This window comes from Yoonia sp. F2084L, assembly GCF_023015625.1.
Classification (GTDB): domain Bacteria; phylum Pseudomonadota; class Alphaproteobacteria; order Rhodobacterales; family Rhodobacteraceae; genus Yoonia.
Genome location: NZ_JALKAH010000001.1, coordinates 406681 through 429458, shown reverse-complemented (window position 1 = coordinate 429458; position 22778 = coordinate 406681). Strand labels below are relative to the sequence as shown.

Annotated in this window: 22 protein-coding genes; 13 read left to right on the top strand and 9 right to left on the bottom strand. The window is 57.9% G+C overall.

Annotated elements, in window-relative coordinates:
• Positions 1-9: 9 nt before the first annotated feature.
• The 4 genes from MWU60_RS02085 (at position 10) to MWU60_RS02070 (ending at position 4130) form a co-directional block, all read left to right on the top strand.
• The gene (locus MWU60_RS02085) at positions 10-2106 is read left to right on the top strand and encodes a DEAD/DEAH box helicase (protein ID WP_247225387.1); all 2097 of its coding nucleotides are present in this window, start codon (positions 10-12) and stop codon (positions 2104-2106) included.
• Positions 2107-2453: 347 nt separating this feature from the next.
• Positions 2454-2783, top strand: coding sequence for a TfoX/Sxy family protein (locus MWU60_RS02080; protein WP_247225386.1), 330 nt, complete (start codon positions 2454-2456; stop codon positions 2781-2783).
• 159 nt (positions 2784-2942) lie between these two features.
• The gene (locus MWU60_RS02075; RefSeq protein ID WP_247225385.1) at positions 2943-3458 is read left to right on the top strand and encodes a hypothetical protein; all 516 of its coding nucleotides are present in this window, start codon (positions 2943-2945) and stop codon (positions 3456-3458) included.
• Positions 3459-3710: 252 nt separating this feature from the next.
• A complete protein-coding gene (locus tag MWU60_RS02070) occupies positions 3711-4130 on the top strand; it encodes a DUF4112 domain-containing protein (RefSeq protein WP_247225384.1) in 420 nt (139 codons plus the stop codon).
• On the opposite strand, the gene ndk is transcribed toward MWU60_RS02070, so the two are convergent.
• The 3 genes from ndk to MWU60_RS02055 all read right to left on the bottom strand — a co-directional run bounded on the left by ndk (position 4127) and on the right by MWU60_RS02055 (position 6801).
• A complete protein-coding gene (gene ndk / locus MWU60_RS02065; RefSeq protein WP_247225383.1) occupies positions 4127-4549 on the bottom strand; it encodes a nucleoside-diphosphate kinase in 423 nt (140 codons plus the stop codon). The two genes, MWU60_RS02070 and ndk, sit on opposite strands and share 4 nt — an antisense overlap.
• Before the next feature lie 96 nt (positions 4550-4645).
• Positions 4646-5875, bottom strand: coding sequence for an MFS transporter (locus MWU60_RS02060; RefSeq protein ID WP_247225382.1), 1230 nt, complete (start codon positions 5873-5875; stop codon positions 4646-4648).
• Between the two features lie 38 nt (positions 5876-5913).
• Complete coding sequence (locus MWU60_RS02055) at positions 5914-6801, bottom strand: DMT family transporter (protein WP_247225381.1); 888 nt, start codon at positions 6799-6801, stop codon at positions 5914-5916.
• Positions 6802-6886: 85 nt separating this feature from the next.
• On the opposite strand from MWU60_RS02055, the gene MWU60_RS02050 reads away from it, so the two are divergent.
• From MWU60_RS02050 to MWU60_RS02040, 3 genes are all read left to right on the top strand, one after another.
• Positions 6887-8740 carry an ABC-F family ATP-binding cassette domain-containing protein gene (locus MWU60_RS02050; protein WP_247225380.1) on the top strand — a complete coding sequence of 618 codons (1854 nt, stop codon included), beginning with the start codon at positions 6887-6889 and terminating at the stop codon, positions 8738-8740.
• An 87-nt stretch (positions 8741-8827) separates the two neighbouring features.
• Entirely contained in the window at positions 8828-9457 is a 630-nt protein-coding gene (locus MWU60_RS02045) for a MarC family protein (protein WP_247225379.1), read from the top strand.
• A gap of 16 nt (positions 9458-9473) precedes the next feature.
• Positions 9474-10052 (top strand): TIGR02281 family clan AA aspartic protease, encoded by a 579-nt coding sequence (locus MWU60_RS02040; protein WP_247225378.1) that lies wholly within the window; start codon positions 9474-9476, stop codon positions 10050-10052.
• A 131-nt stretch (positions 10053-10183) separates the two neighbouring features.
• Here MWU60_RS02040 and MWU60_RS02035 read toward each other — a convergent pair whose 3' ends face one another.
• On the bottom strand, positions 10184-10636 hold the full coding sequence (locus MWU60_RS02035; protein WP_247225377.1) for a DNA polymerase III subunit chi: 453 nt from the start codon (positions 10634-10636) through the stop codon (positions 10184-10186).
• Positions 10637-10639: 3 nt separating this feature from the next.
• Positions 10640-12106, bottom strand: a complete 1467-nt coding sequence (locus MWU60_RS02030; RefSeq protein ID WP_247225376.1) for a leucyl aminopeptidase — start codon at positions 12104-12106, stop codon at positions 10640-10642.
• Between the two features lie 161 nt (positions 12107-12267).
• On the opposite strand from MWU60_RS02030, the gene lptF reads away from it, so the two are divergent.
• From lptF to rsmA, 6 genes are read left to right on the top strand one after another with little or no spacing between them, the layout of a single operon-like run.
• Positions 12268-13377 (top strand): LPS export ABC transporter permease LptF, encoded by a 1110-nt coding sequence (gene lptF, locus MWU60_RS02025; RefSeq protein ID WP_247226152.1) that lies wholly within the window; start codon positions 12268-12270, stop codon positions 13375-13377.
• Positions 13374-14468, top strand: a complete 1095-nt coding sequence (lptG, locus tag MWU60_RS02020; RefSeq protein WP_247225375.1) for an LPS export ABC transporter permease LptG — start codon at positions 13374-13376, stop codon at positions 14466-14468. The genes lptF and lptG overlap by 4 nt, the downstream gene beginning before the upstream one ends.
• Positions 14468-16567 carry an LPS assembly protein LptD gene (gene lptD / locus MWU60_RS02015; protein WP_247225374.1) on the top strand — a complete coding sequence of 700 codons (2100 nt, stop codon included), beginning with the start codon at positions 14468-14470 and terminating at the stop codon, positions 16565-16567. The genes lptG and lptD overlap by 1 nt, the downstream gene beginning before the upstream one ends.
• Before the next feature lie 20 nt (positions 16568-16587).
• A complete protein-coding gene (locus MWU60_RS02010; protein WP_247225373.1) occupies positions 16588-17802 on the top strand; it encodes a peptidylprolyl isomerase in 1215 nt (404 codons plus the stop codon).
• On the top strand, positions 17802-18758 hold the full coding sequence (gene pdxA, locus MWU60_RS02005; RefSeq protein WP_247225372.1) for a 4-hydroxythreonine-4-phosphate dehydrogenase PdxA: 957 nt from the start codon (positions 17802-17804) through the stop codon (positions 18756-18758). Before MWU60_RS02010 ends, pdxA begins: the two co-directional genes overlap by 1 nt.
• Positions 18751-19587: a 16S rRNA (adenine(1518)-N(6)/adenine(1519)-N(6))-dimethyltransferase RsmA gene (rsmA, locus tag MWU60_RS02000; RefSeq protein WP_247225371.1), complete on the top strand. Its 837-nt coding sequence runs from the start codon at positions 18751-18753 to the stop codon at positions 19585-19587. The genes pdxA and rsmA overlap by 8 nt, the downstream gene beginning before the upstream one ends.
• An 88-nt stretch (positions 19588-19675) precedes the next feature.
• Here rsmA and MWU60_RS01995 read toward each other — a convergent pair whose 3' ends face one another.
• From MWU60_RS01995 to MWU60_RS01980, 4 genes are all read right to left on the bottom strand, one after another.
• Positions 19676-20200: a DUF4167 domain-containing protein gene (locus tag MWU60_RS01995; RefSeq protein ID WP_247225370.1), complete on the bottom strand. Its 525-nt coding sequence runs from the start codon at positions 20198-20200 to the stop codon at positions 19676-19678.
• A 228-nt stretch (positions 20201-20428) separates the two neighbouring features.
• Positions 20429-21283: a peptide chain release factor N(5)-glutamine methyltransferase gene (gene prmC, locus MWU60_RS01990; RefSeq protein ID WP_247225369.1), complete on the bottom strand. Its 855-nt coding sequence runs from the start codon at positions 21281-21283 to the stop codon at positions 20429-20431.
• Positions 21280-22335: a peptide chain release factor 1 gene (prfA, locus tag MWU60_RS01985; RefSeq protein ID WP_247225368.1), complete on the bottom strand. Its 1056-nt coding sequence runs from the start codon at positions 22333-22335 to the stop codon at positions 21280-21282. The genes prmC and prfA overlap by 4 nt, the downstream gene beginning before the upstream one ends.
• Positions 22336-22352: 17 nt before the next feature.
• On the bottom strand, positions 22353-22775 hold the full coding sequence (locus MWU60_RS01980) for a DUF1499 domain-containing protein (protein WP_247225367.1): 423 nt from the start codon (positions 22773-22775) through the stop codon (positions 22353-22355).
• Positions 22776-22778 lie beyond the last annotated feature (3 nt).

Below are 22778 nucleotides of genomic sequence, written 5' to 3'. Positions count from 1 at the left end.
CCCATTGCTATGATCACGACCCTCGCCGATGCCCTCGCCAAACAAGGCTATACCGACCTCACCCCCGTGCAGGTCGCCGTCACGGAAGCGGCCTTGGAAGGGCAAGACTTGTTGGTCTCGGCCCAAACAGGGTCTGGCAAAACCGTTGGCTTTGGTCTGGCCATCGGCCCCACGATCCTGGCTGAGGATGGCACATTCGGCCCTGCTGGCCGCCCGCTGGCTTTGGTGATTGCACCAACGCGCGAATTGGCCTTGCAGGTCAAACGCGAACTTCAGTGGCTGTACGCGCCTGCCGGTGTGACGATGGCGTCTTGCGTGGGTGGCATGGACATGCGCGACGAACGCCGCGCCTTGGACCGCGGTGCGCATATCGTTGTCGCAACACCGGGCCGCCTGAAAGACCATATCATGCGCGGCAGCCTTGATATGTCCGACATCCGCGCCATCGTTCTTGACGAAGCGGATGAGATGCTTGACCTTGGCTTCCGCGAAGATCTTGAATTCATCCTTGGCGAAGCGCCAGAGACGCGCCGCACGCTGATGTTTTCGGCCACCGTCCCTGCTGCCATCGCGAAGCTGGCGAAGTCCTACCAAAAAGACGCAGTGCGCGTGGCCACAACCGCCAAAGAAAGCCAACACGCAGATATCGAATACCGCGCGCTCAGCGTCGCCAACCACGACATCGACGCGGCGATCATCAACCTGCTGCGGTTCTACGATGCGCCAAATGCCATCGTGTTCTGCAACACCCGTGCCTCAGTCACCCGCTTGACCACCCGCCTTGCCAATCGGGGTTTCGCAACCGTGGCGCTATCAGGCGAACTGTCACAGGCGGAACGGAGCCACGCCCTGCAAGCCATGCGCGACGGGCGTGCGCGGGTCTGTGTGGCCACGGATGTTGCCGCACGCGGCATCGACCTGCCAAACCTTGAACTGGTGATCCACGCAGAGTTGCCGACAAACGCCGAAACGCTGCTGCACCGTTCGGGGCGCACCGGGCGCGCGGGCCGTAAGGGTATTTCCGCGATGATCGCGCCAGCCAAAATGAAGCGCCGCGCGCAAAACCTGCTGACTTGGGGCAAGCTGGACGCCACTTGGGCCACGCCACCCACGGCTGATGAGATCAAAGCCAAAGATGAAGAGCGTCTTTTGCAGGATCCGGTCTGGTCCGAAGACTTCAACGACGCCGAACAGGAATTCGCGACGCGTCTTCTGGCTGAACACAGCCCCGAGAAAATCGCTGCCGCCTACTTGCGCCTTTACGCCGGCAAGCAATCCGCCCCCGAACACCTGAGCGACTATAAAGACGGCCCGCAAAGCAAAGAACGCGGCGCGCGCAGCGACAGCCCACCACGCGAGCACAAGTCCTTTGGTCCGTCCAAATGGTTCAGCGTCGATATCGGCCGCGAAGGCAAGGCCGAGGCACGTTGGCTGCTGCCGATGATCTGCAAGGCAGGTGGGATCACGAAAAACGAAATTGGCGCGATCCGCATTCAGCCGAACGAGACCTTCATCGAGATTTCCGAACCTGCCGTCGCGGGTTTCCTCAAATCCGTCGGCAGCGACATGAAGTTGGAAAACCAAGGGACGCTGAAAGCACTGGATGGCGTGCCGCAACTGGGTGAACGCGGACCGCGCAAAACAAAAAATGACTACAATGATCGGCCCAAACAAGGCGGCAAGCCCAAGCGCGATTATGGCGACAAACCCAAACGGCACGTGCCGCGTGATCAGGCCCCACCGCCGCCCTCGCAGCAAGATAACGTCGCGGCCATTCAACCGATCCCCGGTGCCGCTGACGACCACAAAGCCCGCAAACCACGCCATAAGCCAGAGCGCCGCGATCACGGTGATGCATTGGTCGAAAAGCGCGGCAAGCCGCCCTACAAAGCCAAATCCGATGGGAAAAAACCCGCCGGAAAGGGCAAATCAGGTTACAACTCTGACACAAAGCCGCGCAAACCGGGGGGCAGCAAGTCGGGCGGGAAACCCGCCGGTAACGCCAAAGATACCTCAAAACGGTTCGTACCTCCGGGCGGAAAAGCCAAACCTCGCAAGGGCTTAGGCAAAGGTGGCAATGCTGCCCCCCGGCGCGGAAAATCCTAAAACCCGACCCATTGGTCACATTTTTGTCACGTCACAAGCATGTTGAGGGCACAGCCCTCTCGTCAGATTGCGACTACGTTCAGTAGTGTAAAGTCACGATCAGGCTAAAGGACCAGACAGATGGCCACAGGAACACCAAATACCCCACCCGCGCCTGCAGCGCCTAAACCCGCGCAACCGGCACCGCAGGTGCAAACCAAACCGCAGACACCCGTTTATACAGATTTCGCGAGTATCTAAGGTTTACGAGACATCTTTGGCCGGTGAGGCCGCTGCCGCAGGATCGCCCTCCCCGATCCGCCACTGACCTCACTGGCCTTTTTTCTGCAGTTCCGTAAAATCGGGCTATGGCAGAACTGACTTCCATCAAAAACATCGGGCCAGCGTTCGAGGCTTCGTTGAAATCCGTAGGCATCCATACTGCGGAAGAGTTGCGCGCGCTTGGCGCTGATGCCGCCTATGCCAAGATGCTGGAAGGCGGATCAAAACCCCATTTCATTGGCTACTACGTGTTGCACATGGCGCTCCAAGGGCGGCCCTGGAACGACTGCAAGGGCGACGAAAAGAAGGCCCTGCGCAAGCGTTTCGACACGATCAAAGCGGGCAGTTTTGATAAGAACCGATCAGAACTGGAACGGTTCTTGAACCAGATTGGTGTGGTTGAGGTTGATCTATAGCGTGGATTGAAACGGCGGTTAAGCGGACGGAGCGGACCTTCGTTTCAGTTACATCGCTGGTCCGCTTCGGTTACGGCTTGAATGCACCCTTTGTTTATTCGTAGTCTTTTTAAGCAACGAGGTGCGCACCCAAGTAATCATCTAGCGGAGAGATGTGCAATGAACACAGTACAGCAAAAGCACCTTTGGAAATTCGCCAGAGGCGAAGCTGAACTGCAATTGTTTGAGGCGTGGCTGTATTCGGACGAGGAACTTGAATCCGTAGTAGATGGCCACGTCTATCTTCGCTTGATCAGCTGCGATTTTTCGGACCCTGAAGCTGTTCGGCAATGTCGAAAGGAGCTTTGGTCGAACTTGGCGGTCAACAAGCAGTGCGAATGCGAGTCAGCGCGAAACTTCGATACCATTAGAGTTTTTAGAAGCGATCTTCGCCGTGACGATTTTGTACACTGGAATTACGATCAATTCGTCGCCACCCAGGATACCAGCTTTAAACCGTCCGATGAACTCGATTGGCGCTACATATCGCGCTGCAAGGTCTGCGGCACAAATTGGCTTGTGAACCACCCTCCCAGAAACTTTGATGGTAACAGCATCGAAAGGGTAAGTGATCAACTCGTCGAAGATGCCAAAAACGGCGCTTGGCCGCCAATTGGAACAAAAACATTCGGATGATATCTGTCCTTTGGCTCTCAACTTGCAAGTCGCAAAGCAGCCATTTGCCCTGCCACACAAATATGGCCACTTTGGACTCAAACCTGCCATTTGTTACATGTTCTAAAAACCGGCCGAACTTCGATTGTCGCCAAGTTTATCTTATCCCGCAGGCCTGACATCTTTCTCCTTCGAGCGTTGGGAAAGGCAGACCTCACGCTCCTCAAAGTAAACACCCTTCACATATGCCCTCGAATCGTGTATGTTAATGGTATGAACATAGAGCAAAACATTGATCTTGAACTCGCACGCCTGCGCAAAGTCGCGTGGCGCATGGACGCGTTATTCTACATCCCCCGCACCAATATCTCGGTGGGTCTGGATAACATCGTCGGTCTGGTCCCTGTTGTGGGTGATGCCTTGACCGCCTTACCATCGCTCTGGCTGATTAATGAGGCGCGCAAGCTGGGTGCATCTCCCGGCACGCTGGCTTATATGACGCTGAACACGCTGCTTGACTTTTTCGTCGGCACCGTGCCGGTCATCGGTGACATTTTCGACGTCATCTATAATGCAAACATCCGCAATTACCGCAGCTTAGAGCGCAATCTTAACAAAAAAGCCGCCCGCGCCAAAACGGTGCGGACGGCTTCGAAATCGGTTGATTGGGAGCAACCCAACCTTCTGGCTTAACCGACCAGCTCAAGCCCGGAAAAGAAGAACGCGATCTCTTCGGCGGCTGTTTCTGGTGCGTCGGATCCGTGGACTGAATTCTCGCCGATGGACAGCGCGAATTCCTTGCGGATCGTGCCCGGTGCGGCGTCTGCCGGGTTTGTTGCACCCATGACTTCGCGGTTCTTTGCAATCGCGTCTTCGCCTTCGAGAACCTGAACAACAATCGGCTCAGAGATCATGAATTCGCAAAGCTCGTCAAAGAACGGGCGCTCAGAATGGACGCCGTAGAACTGCTGCGCTTGCGCAAGTGTCAGCTGGATCCGCTTGGAGGCCACGATGCGCAGACCTGCTTCTTCGAATTTAGCGGCGATCTGGCCGGTCAGGTTACGCTTTGTGGCGTCGGGTTTGATGATGGAAAAAGTACGCTGGATAGCCATGTGTAGCCTCTTGGTTTTAAGGACGGGACGCGTCCCGATGCAGTGATGGCTGCGCCCTACCACGCACATCTGGCCATGAAAAGCCGTGAAATGCTGTCAGGTTTTCGCGTTGATTGGCAAGCCTCGGGCAAAGATGGCGAGCGCTGACAGGCAAATGATACCCACCACGACATAACTGCCCAAGATGAACTGGATGTCGGCGAAAGCCATATCGCCCGTCTGCTCCGTCGATGCAGAGGCCAAAAACAGCGTAGTCGCAAAAAGAATGCGTCCACCAAGGCTTTGCAACGACAGATAGGTGGCCCGCGCGTCATCGTTCAATTCCGGCTGAATACGCGCGACAATAAAGGGCCGCGAGAACGCGTCAGGCACCATGCGCAGCAGCAAGATCGCGATCACAATCGGCGCATTCGTCAACGCAAGAACACCCGACAGGGCAATCTGCATCCCAAAAGCCAACAGAAGGATCGCTATCAGCCCGATCCGGTCCCGCAGCGTTTTGGCAAACAGAGACGCAATCACCGAGATGATCATCATCGTCGTGGTTACGATCCCACTGATCCAGGGGGCCTCCTGCCTCAGTCCCACAGTATTCAGCGCATCCTGAATAAACGGCTGCCCGAAAACATAAGGGATATGGCTGAATACATACATCAGCACGCTTAGTGCAAAGAGCCAGATCAACACCGGAGTTTTCAGCGCGGTGCGCAGCGATCCAAAGCGCACGACCTCACCGGCTTGCGGCCTCACTGCCCCGCCATGCTGATCGCGAAACTGCAACGAAATGACGAATGACGCGGCCATGCAAACCGCCGTCAGGACGAATGTCGCACTGTAGGAATAGAGCGCGATTGCCCCGCCCGTCGCCGCAGAAAGAGCCAGCGCAGTAAACGAAAACCGCCATGCTTTCAGTTCTTGCGCCTCGGTTTCCGCCTCTCGTCCGGCAGCAGACAACGATTCATACAAGAACGCACTGTCGGTCCCGGATATGAACGCCCCGCCTGCCCCCAGCACAACTTGTGCCAGCACAAAGACAGCAAAGCTATCTGCAAGTCCCAGCAATAGCGCCCCCGTGGCGCTACAAATGCCCGCCAAAAGCAGCGTAAACCGCCGCCCGATCCGGTCAGAGGCATAGCCCGACGGCACCTCAAGCACCGTCGTCGCCAAATCACCAATCGCATAAAGCATGATCGCTTGGGCCGGGGTCAGTGTGGTCTGAAAATAGAGAAACCAAACCGCCTGCGTGAACATCAAACTGCGAAACAGCTTGAACCACGGATAAAGGGCGACATTGCGGTTCGCGCTGGCTGTTTGGCTTGCGGTCATAAGCCAGTTCTAATGCGCGTTTTGTCGCAGAGGTAGCACTAACTGCGTTCGCGCTCTGGCCAAATCTCAAACACGCCCGCCACCACGACCAAAAGACCGCCGATGACTTCAGATGTGGACAGCGTTTCACCTGCGATAAGGGCCGCCGTGACAGACGCAATCAGGACCTCTGCCATCAACAAGATGCCAACGCGCGCAGGGTCCAGTTTGGTCGCGGCCCACATCAATCCGCCCATCGACATAGCCCACCAAAGCGCGCCGGTCAGACACACCCAAAACGCCAGTTGCACGGGATCAGCAAAACTGCCCACGTTCGGCGCAGGCTCCAACAGTGGCGCAATGATCAAGCCACCCAGCACAGCCCCCGCCGCAAAGACAAAGGCCGTCTCACCCGGCCCTGCGGTCGCCTTGACGCGAATGCCCACGGTCGCCACGGCCCACAACAACCCTGATGTCAGCCCAAACCAGTCGCCTAAGCCACGCGGGATCGGCAACGCACCATCCCCGCCCAGCATAATCGCAAGCCCTGCCACGCCCACGACCAACGCCAAGACACGCAACCGCGAGATCGGCCACCCCATCAGATAACGCCCGATCAGCGTGCTCCACACCGGTGTCAGAAAGAACAGGATCACGATGATCGCCACACGCCCATAAAGGAAACCAACCGAATACAGCAGAAAGGCCAAGCCACCCAAGGCAACAGACGCCAGCGCAATCGGATGCGATGCCATCAACGCCCGCCGTCCACGCCACCCCAGCGGGGCCAACAGCATCGCAGCCGCCGCCACAATCGCCAAAGTGCCCCAGGCGCCCGTCAGCCCAAGCTCTGCAATCTTGCGTACCGGCATCCAATAGAACCCCCACAGGGTTCCGGTCGCGATCACCACCAAAGTCGCGATAAATGTGGTGCGGGCACTGTCCATCCCCCGCGTGCTTAAACACACCCAAACCAATGCGCTAGCCAAACACCCAATTGACCCCGCACAAAGGATCAATCATAGCCGCCTCATGCTCAAGATTTCAGACATCACCTACTCCGTCGAAGGCCGCACGCTGGTCGAACACGCGACAGTTACTATTCCCACCGGCCACAAGGTCGGGCTTGTCGGCCGCAATGGCTCTGGCAAGACCACGCTCTTTCGGGTGATCCGAGGCGAGATGGTGCTGGACACCGGCTCTGTCAGTATTCCAAGAGGTTGGAAAATCGGTGGCGTCAGCCAGGAAGTGCCCGGCAACGAAGTGTCGTTGATCAACACCGTCCTGCGCGCCGACACCGAACGCGAGGCATTGCTGGCCGAGGCGGAAACCGCCACGGACCCCGCACGCATCGCCGAGGTGCAAACCCGGCTGGCAGATATCGAAGCGTGGTCCGCCGAAGCGCGAGCCGCGACCATCCTGCGTGGTCTTGGTTTTACGCATGCAGAACAACAAATGCCTTGCTCTGCCTTTTCGGGCGGCTGGCGGATGCGTGTGGCATTGGCCGCCGTCCTCTTCTCGGAACCCGACCTGCTCTTGCTGGACGAACCGACAAACTACCTCGACCTTGAAGGCGCACTTTGGCTTGAGGCTTATCTGGTCAAATACCCCCACACCGTACTGATCGTCAGCCATGACCGCGAGCTTTTGAACCGCTCGGTGGGCGGCATCCTGCACCTCGAAGACAAAGGGCTGATCTACTACACAGGCACCTACGATATGTTTGCCAAGCAACGCGCGCAAAAGCGGGCTTTGCTGGCGTCAGCAGCCAAAAAGCAAGACGCCAAGCGCGAACACCTGCAAGCCTTTGTGGACAGGTTCAAAGCCAAGGCATCGAAGGCAAAGCAAGCGCAATCACGTGTCAAGGCGCTTGAGAAGATGGAAACAATCCGTGCGCCCGAAGACGCGGCACGCACTGTTTTCACCTTCCCCAGGCCCGAAGAACTCTCCCCCCCCATCATCGCCACTGAAGGCGCGTCCGTGGGTTACGGTGAAACCATCATCCTGCGCGACCTGAACCTGCGGATCGACCAGGATGACCGCATTGCGCTCTTGGGCCGCAACGGTGAAGGAAAATCTACGCTATCCAAAATGCTGTCCGACCGTCTGGCCATCGCCAGCGGCAAAATGGTGACATCCAACAAACTGCGGATCGGCTTTTTCGCCCAACACCAAGTGGACGAACTCTACATTGATGAAACACCACTTGATCACCTGATGCGCGAACGCGCGCACGAAGGCCAAGCCAAGCTGCGCGCACGGCTTGCCAGTTTCGGCCTTGGCGCAGACCAAGCCGACACCGAGGTCGGGCGTCTGTCTGGTGGACAAAAGGCGCGCCTGTCGCTGTTGCTGGCCACCCTGCCCGCGCCGCACCTGCTGATCCTCGACGAGCCGACAAACCACCTCGATATCGAAAGCCGCGAAGCACTGGTTGAAGCATTGACCGCCTATTCCGGTGCGGTCATCCTTGTCAGCCACGATATGCACCTCTTAAGCATGGTTGCCGACCGGCTTTGGTTGGTCAAAGACGGCCATGTCAAACCTTACGACGAAGACCTGCAAACTTACCGGAAAATGCTGCTGACACCGGAAAAACCCGGCGAAAAGGACAAACCCAAGCCTGCAAAAGTCGCCAGACCTTCACGCGAGGCGATTATGGCGCTGCGTTCCGACGTGCGCAAAAACGAAGAGCGGGTCAAAAAGATCAACGATATGCGCGATAAGCTCGCCAAAAAACTCGCCGATCCTGTGCTTTATGAGGACGGCAAAGCAGGCGAGCTGGCAACCTGGAACAAGAAATACGCAGAAGTCATGGACGGGTTGGAACGGGCTGAGGCCATGTGGATGGCGGCCCTTGAAAAACTCGAAAAGGCTGAAAAAACCTGACCCCCTGACTTTCTTCGTCCAATCAAACTTCCGCCGGAGGCAACCAGAGCTTGCAACACCCTGCAAGCCTCTGTCAGACAGAATAACATGACCGAAATCCCTGCACTCATCGCAGCCTTCACCACGCTGTTTATCATTATCGACCCACCGGGTCTGGCACCTGTCTTCATCGCGCTGACCCAAGGCATGAACGCGGCCCAAAGACGCGCCATCGCAATCCGGGCGTTCTTTGTCGCCAGCAGCCTGATGATGGTTTTCCTGTTCTTGGGCGAAGCGGTGCTCGGGTTCATTGGTATCTCCATGGATGCATTCCGTATCGCAGGCGGCATCCTGCTATTTCTGACAGCGCTCGACATGCTGTTTCAGCGCCGCCAAGCCCGCCGCGAAGACAATGCCGCCGAAGGCCAGGCAGAACACCACGATGACCCATCCGTGTTCCCTCTTTCGCTGCCATTGATCGTCGGGCCCGGGGCCATCACAACGGTGATCCTGCTGGCTGGTGAAGCACAAGGGGCCGCCGACATGGGGGCCATTGCAGGCGTCATCATCGCCGTTCTCATGATCGTGCTTCTGGCCTTCCTCGCCGCTCCGGCGATTGAGCGCGTTTTGGGCAAAACCGGACTGAACATCGTGACCCGCGTGTTGGGCATGCTGCTGGCCGCGCTGGCCGTGCAGTTCGTGCTTGATGGCCTGCGGGGTTTTGGGATCGGCGGTTAATGCCTATATTCATGCCATGAGCACAGATCAAATCATGCAACTGACCTATCTGGTCCTTCTGGGGGCCGCCATTGCCGGCTCTGCCATTGTGGCCGGGCGCAGCAATATGGGCAAAATGACACAACAAGCCGCGATCTGGGCGCTGATCTTTATTGGCGTCATCGGGGCCTATGGGCTGTGGGAGGACATCAGCGGTGATGTGAACCCGCGCCAGGCGATTATTGACGACCGCACCGTCGCCGTGCCGCGCGGCAATGATGGCCATTATCATCTGACCCTTGAAATCAACAATAAACCCGTCCGTTTTGTTGTCGATACAGGTGCGAGCCAGGTTGTCTTGTCGCAAGATGACGCCGTCCGCCTCGGATTCGATATTCTCGATCTCGATTTCACAGGGTCGGCCTTTACCGCCAATGGCGTCGTGCGCACAGCGCCCGTGACACTCAGCCTTGTCACGCTTGGCGGAATTGAAGATCGCAACATCCCGGCAGTCGTCAATGCCGGCGCGATGGACAGCTCCCTGCTGGGGATGACCTATCTTGGCCTTTATGACAGGATCGAAATTGCAGATGGTCAACTGGTGCTGAACCGATGATCAGGGCAATCGCACTCTTCTTGGTTCTGAGCGCCTGTGCGCCGCAGCCTGCGGAACTGCCCGAAGACTTCGATTCAAGTTTTCAGTTCTAGGTCAAAATGTGCTGCAGGTAAGGTGGATCATGATCCACCTTACTTCTCAGCCTTCTTCGTCCAACGCCCACCTTCTTGCGCCCAATACTGGGCAGCACACCCCGCGTCTGTCAGCACCTTCCACTGCCTGCGCGCATGCTCCAATGCGGCAACATCATGACCATCAAACAAAATACAGATTCGCTCTAGCGCACCCACTTCATCCGCAGTCACATCGGCACCTGCCACGCTCATCAGGCAACCAAAACCATCACTGGACACATCGCCCAGCAGCACGGGCTGATCGGCGTCATGCGGCCCTCCGGCCAAACCATGTGGCACGAACCCATCGTCAGGCCCTTGCCACAAAACGTCGTCCAGCCGTTTCAGCAGATCTGCATCCTTTCCGCGCACCAGAACACGCCAGCCCGCACCGCGCGCTTTACCCACAAGCATTGGCAAAGTCGCCTCAAGCGGGCTGTCAGTGAGGTGATAAAAGAACGCAGCACCCATGGATCAGCTTTCGTATTTGTCGGCAATCAAGCGGTTCAGTGCCATAACACCCCAGCCTGTTGCCCCTGCGGGTGCCAGCGCTGTCTCTTTCTTCACGCTTGCGGTCCCTGCGATATCCAAATGCGCCCAAGGCACATCGTCCTTTACAAAACGCTGCAAGAATTGCGCTGCCGTGATTGAGCCCGCCATGCGCCCACCCACATTCTTCATATCCGCAATGCGCGATTTCAGCAGATCATCATAAGCAGGCGCCATTGGCATCCGCCACGCGCCTTCGCCTTCAGATGCGGCGGCTTTCAAAAATGCGTCGCTCAATTCGTCAGAGTTCGAAAACAGCCCGGCATTTTCATGTCCCAAAGCGACCAAAATGGCACCAGTTAAGGTCGCAAGATTGATCATGCCAACCGGTTTGAACCGTTCTTGCGCGTACCATAGCACATCGGCCAGCACCAAACGGCCTTCGGCGTCCGTGTTGATGATCTCGACCGTGTCACCCTTCATGGATTTTACCACATCGCCGGGGCGGGTCGCATTGCCCGACGGCATGTTTTCTACCAAGCCAACAAGGCCCACGACATTTGCTTTGGCCTTGCGTAGTGCCAGCGTGCGCATGACCCCTGCCACAACGCCAGCACCGCCCATATCCATCGTCATGTCTTCCATGCCAGCGGGCGGTTTCAGGCTGATGCCACCGGTATCAAACACCACACCTTTACCGACCAGCGCAAAGGGCGCTTCCTTACCGCCACCGTTCCACGACATCACAACAACCTTGGACGGGCTGACCGAGCCTTGACCAACGCTCAAAAGCGTTCGCATGCCCAGTTTGGCCAGTTCATCCTCTTCAAGGATTTCAACATCCAACCCTAGTTCCTGCATCGCCGCCAAGCGGGCCGCGAAATCATCAGTGGTCAACACATTGGCCGGTTCATTGGTCAGATCACGGGTGAAAAACACGCCTTCGGCAATAGCCGCCATCGGCGCGGCAGACTTTGCGACCGCTTCGGGCTTGGACACCATAAAGGTGATCGCCGCCGCAGGTTTGCTGTCAGCTGTCTTATGAACGTCAAACTTATACCCACGCAGCGCCAGTCCAAGAGCAATTTCATCCGCCCGTGCAATCATCCCGGCGATCACCAGCAGATCATGATCCCCTTGTTGCTTAGCCAGTTGCGCACCGGCCTTGCGCGCCTCTTGGCTGCTTGGCCTGCGACCAAGCTTGACCACGCAGACCGCAGCGGCGGCCAAACCACCCGGATATCCTAATGAGCCGACATCACCGGCACTCATCTTTTCAAAAGCGTCACTCTCGATAAACCGCGTCAAAGCCTTGCGGGTCAGCGTGTTCACCTTGCGCGCGCCTGCATCCAGTTTTCCGTCCGCGTCGATAAAGACCACCACCTTCCCGGGGGCATCTGCCACCGCATCAAGATCGACCTCTTTGAACTGGATTTCGGCGGGTATCGTCATGGTTACTCCTCAGGATGCTATTTGGTTTGTGCAATACGTAGCCCGGCACCCCTGCAATGACCAGTTAGCTGTTGGGTCCGTCGCAGCGATAGGCTAGTTTGCCCGCAATCAGGCAGGCAGCCACCATAAAGGACAAAGCATTGGCGCGATTTGACAGATATATGCTGTCGCAACTGATGGTGCTGTTTGGCTTTTTCAGCCTTGTGCTGGTGTTGGTTTATTGGATCAACCGGGCGGTAGTGCTGTTCGACCAATTGATTGCAGACGGGCAATCGGCCGGCGTTTTCCTTGAGTTCACGGCGCTTTCCTTACCGTCCGTGATGCGGCTTGCCTTGCCATTGGCAGCCTTTGCGGCGGCGGTTTACGTCACCAACCGCATGTCCACGGAATCAGAGCTGACCGTCGTGCAGGCCGCAGGATATTCGCCCTTCCGGCTGGCCCGCCCGGTCTTTTATTTCGGCGTGATCGTCGCCTTGATGATGTCGGTCCTGATGCATTTTCTGGTCCCGATGAGCAGCGCGCGTCTGGAAGTGCGGCAGACAGAAATCGCCCAGAACGTCACCGCACGGCTTTTAACCGAAGGCCAGTTCATTGAACCGGTCAACGGAGTCACATTCTACATCCGCGAGATTACCCCGGCGGGCGAATTGCTTGACATCTTTTTGTCCGACACGCGCAGTGAAGATGAACAGATCACCTACACCGCCGCCAAGGCCTTCCTTGTGCGCGAGAATGCAACGACACAACTGGTCATGATCAACGGCATGGTCCAGACCCTGCGCGGCCCGGATCAACGGCTGTTCACAACGTCCTTTGCAGATTTCGCCTATAATATCAGCAATCTGATCGGCGAAACCAGCACGCGAGGCCGAAGGGACGCACATCTGTCCACTTGGGAGTTATTGAACCCCACCCCGGAACTTGAGGCCGAAACCCGGCGCGATGCCGCCCGGCTTATCGCGCGCGGGCATGATCGCTTTAGCCAATCTATCCTTGGTATCGTTGCCGCCTTGCTGGGGTTCTCTGCCCTGATGGTCGGAGGCTACAGCCGCTTTGGGGTGTGGAAACAAATCGTGGGCGCAATCTTTCTGATCATCGTCGTCAAGGCCGTGGAAACAACCGGGATACGCATCGCGCGCACTGACCCGCAGCTTTGGATGGTCACCTATCTGCAAAGCTTTGTTGGCTTCGTGATGATCTGGTTTCTGCTGTTCTGGGCCGGACGCCCGTATCTGTTCAAGCGCAGGGTCAAAGAAGGTGCCGCACTATGATCCTGCACCGGTATTTTGCATGGCGCTTTCTGATGACATTTCTGGGGGTCGCCGCGGTCTTTTTCATGATCATGTTGTTCATTGATCTGGTTGATCAACTGCGCCGCTTTGCCAGCACAGAGGCCACCTTTGTTGATATTCTGGTGCTCAGCCTTCTGAATATCCCGCAAGGGATCTATGCGATCCTGCCGCTGATCATGATCCTCGCCACGATCGCGTTATTCCTCAGCCTTTCCCGGTCATCCGAGATGGTTGTGACGCGCGCCGCTGGCCGGTCGGCCTTGAAGGCATTGCTGGCACCACTTGCCGTGGCACTGATGATCGGTCTGTTGGCCGTGGCCATTCTGAACCCGATTGTCGCGGGGACATCCAAGGAATTTGAGGCGCGCAGCGATGCCCTGCGCGGCAACAGTTCGGTGCTGTCGATCGGGTCCTCTGGCCTTTGGCTGCGCCAAGGCAATACAGAAGGTCAGACGGTCATCCGCGCGCAAAGCGCAAACCTTGACGGCACCAAGCTGACGGATGTGACCTTTTTGACATTCGAACCCGATGGCGGGCCGCGTCAACGGGTCAACGCTGCCGAAGCAGAGCTCGTGACAGGGGCATGGGTCCTGCGCGATGCGAAATCATGGCAGCTGATCGGGGTCGCCACACCAGAAGCCGCCGCCGTAGTGCAAGCTGAGATGTCGATCCCATCTTCGCTGACACCGGACCAAATCCGCGACAGTTTCGGCACGCCGTCTTCTATCCCAATATGGGAGCTTCCGGCCTTCATTGATCGCTTGAAGACAGCAGGCTTTTCCGCGCAACGCCACCAGGTGTGGTTCCATACGGAACTCGCCATGCCGGTTTTTCTGGTCTCGATGGTGATGATCGGGGCCAGCTTTACGCTGCGCCACCAGCGCGGCGGGCGCACCGGCATGATGGTGATGTTCGCGATCCTTCTGGCCTTTGTGATCTATTTCATTCGCAACTTCGCCCAAGTGCTCGGCGAAAACGGCCAACTGCCGGTTCTGCTGGCCGCCTGGGCGCCGCCTTTCGCGGCCATCGGCCTGTCGATGGGGTTTCTTTTGCACAACGAGGACGGGTGATGCGCGCCCTCTTGGTGATGCTGCTGATGTGCTTGCCCGGTCTGGCCGTGGCGCAAAACGCCGCCACACTGGTGGCCGATAGTGTGGAACTCAATGGTGAGGATCAGCTGATCGCCACCGGCAACATCGAGGTTTTGTTTGATGGTAGTCGGTTGACCGCAAGCCAGATTATCTTTGACCAACCCAGCGATACGCTGCGCATCACTGGTCCGATCTTTATCACAACGCCTGATGGCACGATACTGACCGCCGATAGCGCCACGTTGGACCCGCGCCTGGAAAATGGCATCCTGCAAGGTGCGCGCATCGTTCTTGACCAGCAATTGCAACTGGCGGCCAACCAGATCGACCGCCGCGACGGGCGGTATTCACAGCTATACAAAACCTCTGCTACATCATGCCGCGTCTGCGGAACAGGCCCACCTTTGTGGGAAATAAGGGCCGAACGCGTCGTCCATGACACGCAAGAACGCCAACTTTACTTTTCCAACGCAACCTTTCGGGTCCGCGGCATCCCGCTGCTGTGGCTACCCCGCATGCGCCTGCCCGATCCCACGCTAGAGCGCGCCACTGGCCTGCTGATCCCTGAACAGCGCAATACCACGCAACTGGGGTTTGGCCTAAAACTGCCCTATTTTATCACGCTGGGGGATTACCGCGACATCACCCTAACGCCCTATGTCTCGCAAGAAACCTCAACGCTTGAGTTTCGGTATAGGCAAGCCTTTGTGAACGGTGATCTGACGGTCGAAGGGGCTGTCAGCGACGATACGTTGCTGACAAAACGTCGGTCGTATCTCTTTGCGGATGGTAATTTTGCACTGGGTAACGACTATCAGCTTTTCTTTGATATCGAGGCCGTCAGCGATCCCGCCTATCTGCTGGACTACGGATATGCGAACAAGGACCGGCTCGACAGCGCGGTTCAACTGCTGCGCGTGACGGACGATACGCTCTATCAGGCACGGCTGATCTACTACCAAACCCTGCGCGACGACGAATCCAACGCCTCTCTGCCGCCAATTATCGCTGATCTGAGCTATCAATCCAGCTATCGACCAGACTTCGGCGGCCTGCTGAGTTATGAAACCAGCTTTGATCTGGCCTACCGCTACAGCGATGTTGATGGCGACGCAGGCCGGGACGTGATGCGGACGGGTGTTGACGCGATGTGGTCGAATGACTGGGTGCTGCCCTTGGGCTTTGTCGCCGAGGCGCAGACCGGAGTGCAAACCGATCTCTACCTGATTGCTGACGACACGGCCTTCGCCGAAAACGATCTGCGTGTTGTTCCAAGGGCCGGGGTCACGTTGCGCTGGCCTTTGGGGCGGGTCGGATCGAACGGCACGTCTCATCTGATTGAGCCGACCATCAGCCTGAGTTGGGCCGAAAGCTTTGGCGGCACACCGCCCAATGAAGACAGTATTCGCACCGAACTGGACCGCGCCAACCTTTTGGCACTGTCGCGCTTTGCAGGTGAAGACGCTGTTGAGACCGGCGCGCAGGTCGCGGCCGGGCTGACCTGGACCCGCGCAGGCGCGCGCGGCGTGACATCAACGTTCAGCTTTGGCCGCGTGATCCGGCAAGAGGTGCAAAGCGGGTTCACCGCCACCTCTGGCCTTGATGGGCTGCAGTCGGACTGGTTGGTTGCAGGGCAACTGACGGCTCCGGGGGGGTTTTTGTTTGATACGCGGACCTTATGGGACGATCGCAACGGGCTTACGGTTGCCGACAGCCGTGTAGCATGGCGAAACGACCGCATCTCTTTGGGGGCCAACTACATCTGGTTTGGCCCCGACATCGCCGAAGACCGCGATGGCACCATATCGGAGTGGACGATTGACGCGGCAGTTGGCCTTAGCGACGCTTGGACATTTGAATTGGACGGTCGGTATGACGTAGCCGCCGACCGGGCTGTAGACGCGGGACTTGGCCTACAGTGGCAAAACGAATGCGTGACTGTGGACGTTTCGGCCTCGCGCAGGTTTACGTCTTCCAGTACGGTTGAACCATCGACAACATTTGGGTTAAGCGGCTCTATCGGCGGCTTTTCTACGGGCCGCTCAGCGGGTGGCATCGCGACAGGATGCGGAAATTGAAACGAATGATGAGTATTCGGATGCGTAAAGGTCACATACTGGCGGTGATTGCAGCAGTCTTTATGACAATTGGCGCCAGTGCTACGGCACAAGGGCAAGTGACACCCGTGATCACGGTCGATGATCGGGTGATCACACAGTATGAACTCACGCAGCGCATCCGCCTGCTCGAAGCGTTTCGCACGCCGGGCGATTTGAATGCAACCGCGCGCACCGCCTTGATCGAAGATCGGCTCAAACAACAGGAAATGGATCGGTTTGGTATCAGTATCTCAGAAGAAGACCTCCAGCGGGAGTTGGAAGCCTTTGCAGGACGCGCCAATCTGACCTTGCCGCAGTTCACGCAGGTGCTGGCCCAAAGCGGCGTTGACATCAACACATTGCGTGATTTCATCAGCGTTGGTGTGATGTGGCGAAACTTTGTGCGCGCGCGTTTTCGCGGTCAGGTGACGATCACAGAGGCTGACATCGAACGCGCTATTGCACAGCGAGGCGCCGCCCCATCACGACTTGAGGTCTTACTGAACGAGATCATTATCGCAGCCCCGCCAGAGCGTGCCGCAGCCGCACGCAACGCCGCTGATCAAATCTCGCGGATGCGGTCCTTTGCAGATTTTGAGGCCGCCGCGCGGCAGGTGTCGGCTTTGCCCTCGCGCGAAAACGGCGGGCGTCTGGGTTGGCTGCCCATTGAAAACTATCCGCCGCAAATTCGGGCGATTATCCTTGATCTGGACCGCGGTGAAGTGACCGACCCGATTGAAATCCCCAATGGGATCGCACTTTTCCAGTTACGTGGCACCCGCGAGGCACTGCTGCCTGTCCAGCCCCCTGTCAGCATCGAATATGCAGCCTACTACCTGCCCGGTGGACGCAGTGAGGCTGGCCTCAATCTGGCGGCAGATGTCCGCGACAGCGTCGATACCTGTGATGACCTTTACGGCGTCGCCCGCAATCAACCCGCGGAAGTGCTCGACAGGCAAACCTTGGCACCATCCGAGATTTCCAACGACGTCGCACTCGAACTGGCCCGCCTTGATCCCGGCGAGGTCTCTTACAACCTGACCCGCGACAATGGGCAAACCCTGGTCTTCCTGATGCTTTGCGCACGCAACAATGCCGGTACGGGCAATATCGACCCTGACGTGGTGCGCAACCAGATCCGCAGCCAGCGGCTGACGGCATTGGCTGATGCGCTGCTGGAAGATCTGCGCGCCTCGGCCATCATTCGCCCGTGATGCAACCCATCGCGATCAGTTGCGGCGAACCCGCGGGCATCGGACCAGAGATCGCGGTGGCTGCTTGGGAGGTGCTTAAGTCCGAAATCCCGCTAATCTGGCTGGGTGATCCGCAGCATCTGCCACGCGGCACGCCCTATCACCCGGCAACCGACCCTGCGGATATTCATCCTTTCAAACTGACGGTCTTGGCCCGCGATTTTGGTGGGCCGGCCACGCCGGGGCAACCCGACCCGGCACATGCAAAAGGCGTGATTGCGGCCATCGCCGATGCGGTCGCTTTGGTCCAGTCAGGGGCAGCACGCGCGGTCTGCACCGCCCCTATTCACAAGGCAGCACTGATTGATGGGGCGGACTTTGCCTATCCCGGTCACACTGAATATCTTGCGGCACTGGCTGGCACCGATCAGGTCGTGATGATGCTGGCCTGCGATGCGCTGCGGGTTGTGCCGACAACGATCCATATCCCGCTGGCAGAGGTGCGCAACACTCTGACAGCCAGCCTGCTGACAGATACGCTGTTGATCACCCATGCCGCCTTGCGCCGCGATTTTGGCATCGCTAAACCGCGTATCGCCGTCGCCGGGCTGAACCCTCACGCTGGCGAAGACGGCAAGATGGGAAATGAAGAGATCGAGATGATCACCCCCGTCCTCAGTGCTCTGCGCGCGCAAGGGATGGACATCACCGGGCCTCTTTCAGCAGACACAATGTTCCATGCGGGCGCACGCAAGAACTACGACGTGGCCATCTGCATGTACCACGACCAAGCGCTGATCCCGATCAAGACGCTCGACTTCTCAGGCGGCGTGAACGTGACACTTGGCCTGCCCTTCATCCGCACATCACCCGACCACGGCACCGCTTTTGACATCGCAGGCAAAGGTGTGGCCGACGCTACATCCATGATCGCCGCCATCCGCATGGCCGCCAAAATGGCTGACGCCCGTGATTGACGACCTGCCGCCCTTGCGCGACGTGATCGCGACGCATGATCTGGCAGCGAAGAAATCGCTGGGGCAAAACTTTCTGCTGGACCTGAACCTCACAGCGAAGATCGCAAGGCTCGCAGGTGATCTGACAGCAGCTGACGTGCTTGAAATCGGCCCCGGTCCGGGTGGGCTGACCCGTGGTCTGCTGGCCGAAGGCGCACGCAAGGTACTCGCCATAGAAAAAGACCCCCGCTGCATGCCCGCACTCGCAGAAATCGCGGCCGCCTACCCCGATCGGTTGCAGGCAATCAACGGTGATGCGCTGACGGTCAATCCGCTTGAACACCTCAGCCAACCGATCAAGATCGCGGCGAACCTGCCCTATAACGTGGGTACCGAACTGCTGGTGCGCTGGCTGACGCCACCGGAATGGCCACCCTTTTGGGAAAGCCTGACGCTGATGTTCCAGCGCGAAGTCGCGCAACGGATCGTGGCCGCGCCAGGGTCCAAGACCTATGGGCGGCTCGCCTTACTGGCCCAATGGCGCACTGACGCGAAAATCGTGATGGACCTGCCGCCAGAGGCCTTCAGCCCTCCGCCCAAGGTCAACTCAGCCGTCGTTCACCTGACGGCGCTACCGGCCCCGCGTTATCCCGCAGACGCTGGCACGCTGAACAAAGTGGTCGCCGCCGCCTTCAACCAACGCCGCAAGATGCTGCGCTCAGCGCTCAAATCCGTCAGCCCTGATATCGAAGACCACCTGATCGCCGCCGGGATCAAACCGACCGAGCGGGCAGAACAAGTCGGGCTTGAGGCGTTTTGCGCGCTCGCACGTCAGCTACACAAAAACTGACCTCTGACTTTCTTCGTCCAGTCAAACTTCCGTCGGAGACATCCCCACCGACCAACAAAAAACCCCCCGAAATCGGAGGGCTTTGCTGTCATTCAGCGGCCTCAGGCGCATTGCCTTCTTTTGGCCCCTCATCAGGGTTTGGCCGGGGTTTGCGCGGCCTGCGCGGGCGGCGCGGCTTTTCTTCGGGCGTTTCAACCAATCCGCTATCTGCATCATCACCAGACGGCGCCGCCTCGGGCTGATCCATGCTGGAGGGATCGTTCGCTGCGGCCTCTTGCGCTTTCAAACGCTCCTGACGCTCACGATCACGCTCTGCCTGCCGCTGGCGGTTTTGTTCTTCCTGCTCTTCGCGTTTAGCATCAACCTCGCGCTGCGCTTCGGCCAGCAGCCGTGTATAGTGCTCGGCGTGTTGCGCAAAGTTTTCCGCATCCACCCGGTCGCCCGACAAAAAGGCATCGCGGTGGAGCTGGTTGTATTTTTCAATAATCTGCTGCGGGGTGCCGCGCACCTTACCGTCAGGGCCCGAGCTGTCAAAAACCCGATTGATGATGTTTCCGCCCGTGGGCCGGTTATTGCGGTTTTTATTCCGCGACCGTGACTTCGATGATCTCATGTAAGTGCTTTCAAGCCTTTGGCTGTCGTTGCGCTTGCCCATGTCGCGCTATCTCGCGCGCTTCAAATCTATGGGCCTTGCAATGTTTGGCGACTAATCGGGGGGAGGTCAGTGGTGAGCCTCGTCCCATCCGATGGCCCATGAATAAGCATGTGGACGACTTCAAGACAAGACTAAATTGCGAAAAAGGCGCCATTTTGCGCATGATCGGCGTGTCATGGCCCAAAACTAGGGTTTGCGAGCCTCTACCACCCGGTCGCGGCCATCAAGGTCAGGGATCACGCGAATCTGCTGCAAACCGGCATCACGCATCATCTGGGACACCGCTTGCGCCTGCGTTGGGCCGATTTCGACAATCAGACGGCCACCGGGCATCAGGTGATCCGGGGCACCCGCAGTGATCGCGCGGTAGGCAGTCAGACCGTCAGCTTCATCTGTCAGAGCGATGCGAGGTTCGTGATCGCGCACTTCAGGTTGGAGCGCGTCCATCTCTTCAGCTGCAATATAGGGCGGATTGGATACGATAAGGTCATAGGTTCCACCTACTGCGCTATACCAATTGGAGCATTCGAAATGCATGCGAGCGACAACTCCCAAAGCAGCGGCATTCTCCGCTGCCACTTCCAACGCGGCAGAAGATACATCGGTGGCAATGACCGTGGAATTGGGTCTTTCTCCAGCCAACGTAATGGCAATGACGCCACTGCCTGTACCTAAGTCAAGCACCTCAAAATACTCTTCTGAGAGCGCCTCAATGATTAGAATTTCAGTTTCTGGTCGCGGGTCTAGCACGCGATTGTCGACACTAAACTTCCGACCAAAAAACTCCCGATATCCCAAAACATGGCTCATCGGGACGCCTCTCAGACGATCGCAAGCGTCATCAAGGGCATCATCGAGGAGGTCTTCATCCAAAGGCTCTTGCATCATCAAGGTCAGGTCTTGGCGCGCCACACCCATCTTATGAGCGAGCAAAGTGCGCGCTTCTCGCGCCGGGTCCGGGATTGTGTTGGGCCAATCATCACCTAATTCTTTGGCCAACAACACTCGCAATGCATTGATGCCGTAGGCAACGTCACTCACGCGCCCATTTCCGCCAGCAGTGTCGCCTGCGCATCGGCCTGCAAGGCGTTGATCACCTCATCCAGATCGCCTTGCATGACCTGACCCAGCGAATAGAGCGTGAGGTTAATCCGATGATCCGTCATGCGGCCTTGTGGGAAGTTATAGGTCCTGATCCGCTCAGACCGATCCCCCGATCCGACTTGGCTTTTGCGATCAGCAGAGCGTTCATTGTCCACACGCTGCCGTTCCAGATCAAAGAGCCGTGTCTTAAGCACCTGCATCGCAATCTCGCGGTTGCGGTGCTGAGACTTCTCGGAACTGACCACGATCATGCCTGTCGGAATATGCAAAATCCGCACGGCGCTGTCGGTTGTGTTGACATGCTGCCCACCGGACCCGGACGCGCGCATCGTATCAATCCGCAGATCATTCGCGTTGATCTCAATATCAACGTCTTCGGCCTCTGGCAGCACAGCCACAGTGGCAGCAGACGTGTGTATACGGCCACCGCTTTCCGTCTCGGGCACGCGCTGCACCCGGTGCACGCCGCTTTCATATTTCAGCTTAGCAAAGACGCCCTCACCGACAATGCGGGCGACAACCTCTTTAACGCCGCCCAACTCACTCAGGCTTTCTTCGAGGATTTCAAACCGCCAGCCCTGGGCCTCAGAATAGCGCTGATACATCCGCAACAGATCAGCCGCGAAAAGACCTGCCTCATCCCCACCGGTACCAGGACGAATCTCCAAAAGCGCTGGACGGCGATCAGCCGCATCCTTGGGCAGAAGGGCCAGTTGCACCTCATGCTCTGACGCTTCCAAGGCGGCCTTCAGATCGGGCAGTTCAGCCTCGGCCAATTCCTTCATCTCTGGATCGGCAAGCATCGCTTCGGCATCCGCGATCTGGGTCACAAGGTCCTTATAGGCCGTGACCGTTTCAACCACAGGGCGTAGTTCGGCGTATTCCTTTCCCAGCGCCGCGATCTCATTCCCGGCATTGCCATCCGCCATCTTCGCCTCAAGAAACTGGAAGCGGTCAATCAGCTGCGCTATTTTGTCTGGTGCGATCATTTGTCCGCATTGGCTGATCAAAGCGGTGCGGTCAAGGGGCCAAGCGTCTCTAACCACCCGGCAATGCGCGCACGATTGACGCCCATATCCGACCTGCCAAAGCGTAAGCGTCCGTAAATGACCAGCAAATCGCCTTGTACCGCCACGGTTGTATGATCAGGAAAACCCCAAAGCCGCGAGCGGGTTTGAAATGTGATCATCCCCTCCGCCACGCTGCCTGCCACCAATCTGGTGCGCGGTGTGGCCAAAGCACGTTGTTCGACAGCGGCCAAAACCTCTGCTGCGGGGGCGGTGATACGACGAACGGCCCGGAAGCCACCTTCTTCGGTCACATCACCCGGTGCGGCGGCATCCGGCATCTTATGCCAAAGCGCTGTGTCGGTCGGCGCAAAACGGACATAGGCCATCAACCCAAGGATCAGGACTGCAACGATGATCAATAT

Coding starts and splice junctions, on each gene's coding strand:
- MWU60_RS02085 (WP_247225387.1), top strand. CDS start 10: ATGATCACGACCCTCGCCGATGCCCTCGCCAAACAAGGCTATACCGAC.
- MWU60_RS02080 (WP_247225386.1), top strand. CDS start 2,454: ATGGCAGAACTGACTTCCATCAAAAACATCGGGCCAGCGTTCGAGGCT.
- MWU60_RS02075 (WP_247225385.1), top strand. CDS start 2,943: ATGAACACAGTACAGCAAAAGCACCTTTGGAAATTCGCCAGAGGCGAA.
- MWU60_RS02070 (WP_247225384.1), top strand. CDS start 3,711: ATGAACATAGAGCAAAACATTGATCTTGAACTCGCACGCCTGCGCAAA.
- ndk (WP_247225383.1), bottom strand. CDS start 4,549: ATGGCTATCCAGCGTACTTTTTCCATCATCAAACCCGACGCCACAAAG.
- MWU60_RS02060 (WP_247225382.1), bottom strand. CDS start 5,875: ATGACCGCAAGCCAAACAGCCAGCGCGAACCGCAATGTCGCCCTTTAT.
- MWU60_RS02055 (WP_247225381.1), bottom strand. CDS start 6,801: ATGGACAGTGCCCGCACCACATTTATCGCGACTTTGGTGGTGATCGCG.
- MWU60_RS02050 (WP_247225380.1), top strand. CDS start 6,887: ATGCTCAAGATTTCAGACATCACCTACTCCGTCGAAGGCCGCACGCTG.
- MWU60_RS02045 (WP_247225379.1), top strand. CDS start 8,828: ATGACCGAAATCCCTGCACTCATCGCAGCCTTCACCACGCTGTTTATC.
- MWU60_RS02040 (WP_247225378.1), top strand. CDS start 9,474: ATGAGCACAGATCAAATCATGCAACTGACCTATCTGGTCCTTCTGGGG.
- MWU60_RS02035 (WP_247225377.1), bottom strand. CDS start 10,636: ATGGGTGCTGCGTTCTTTTATCACCTCACTGACAGCCCGCTTGAGGCG.
- MWU60_RS02030 (WP_247225376.1), bottom strand. CDS start 12,106: ATGACGATACCCGCCGAAATCCAGTTCAAAGAGGTCGATCTTGATGCG.
- lptF (WP_247226152.1), top strand. CDS start 12,268: ATGCTGTCGCAACTGATGGTGCTGTTTGGCTTTTTCAGCCTTGTGCTG.
- lptG (WP_247225375.1), top strand. CDS start 13,374: ATGATCCTGCACCGGTATTTTGCATGGCGCTTTCTGATGACATTTCTG.
- lptD (WP_247225374.1), top strand. CDS start 14,468: ATGCGCGCCCTCTTGGTGATGCTGCTGATGTGCTTGCCCGGTCTGGCC.
- MWU60_RS02010 (WP_247225373.1), top strand. CDS start 16,588: ATGCGTAAAGGTCACATACTGGCGGTGATTGCAGCAGTCTTTATGACA.
- pdxA (WP_247225372.1), top strand. CDS start 17,802: ATGCAACCCATCGCGATCAGTTGCGGCGAACCCGCGGGCATCGGACCA.
- MWU60_RS01995 (WP_247225370.1), bottom strand. CDS start 20,200: ATGAGATCATCGAAGTCACGGTCGCGGAATAAAAACCGCAATAACCGG.
- prfA (WP_247225368.1), bottom strand. CDS start 22,335: ATGATCGCACCAGACAAAATAGCGCAGCTGATTGACCGCTTCCAGTTT.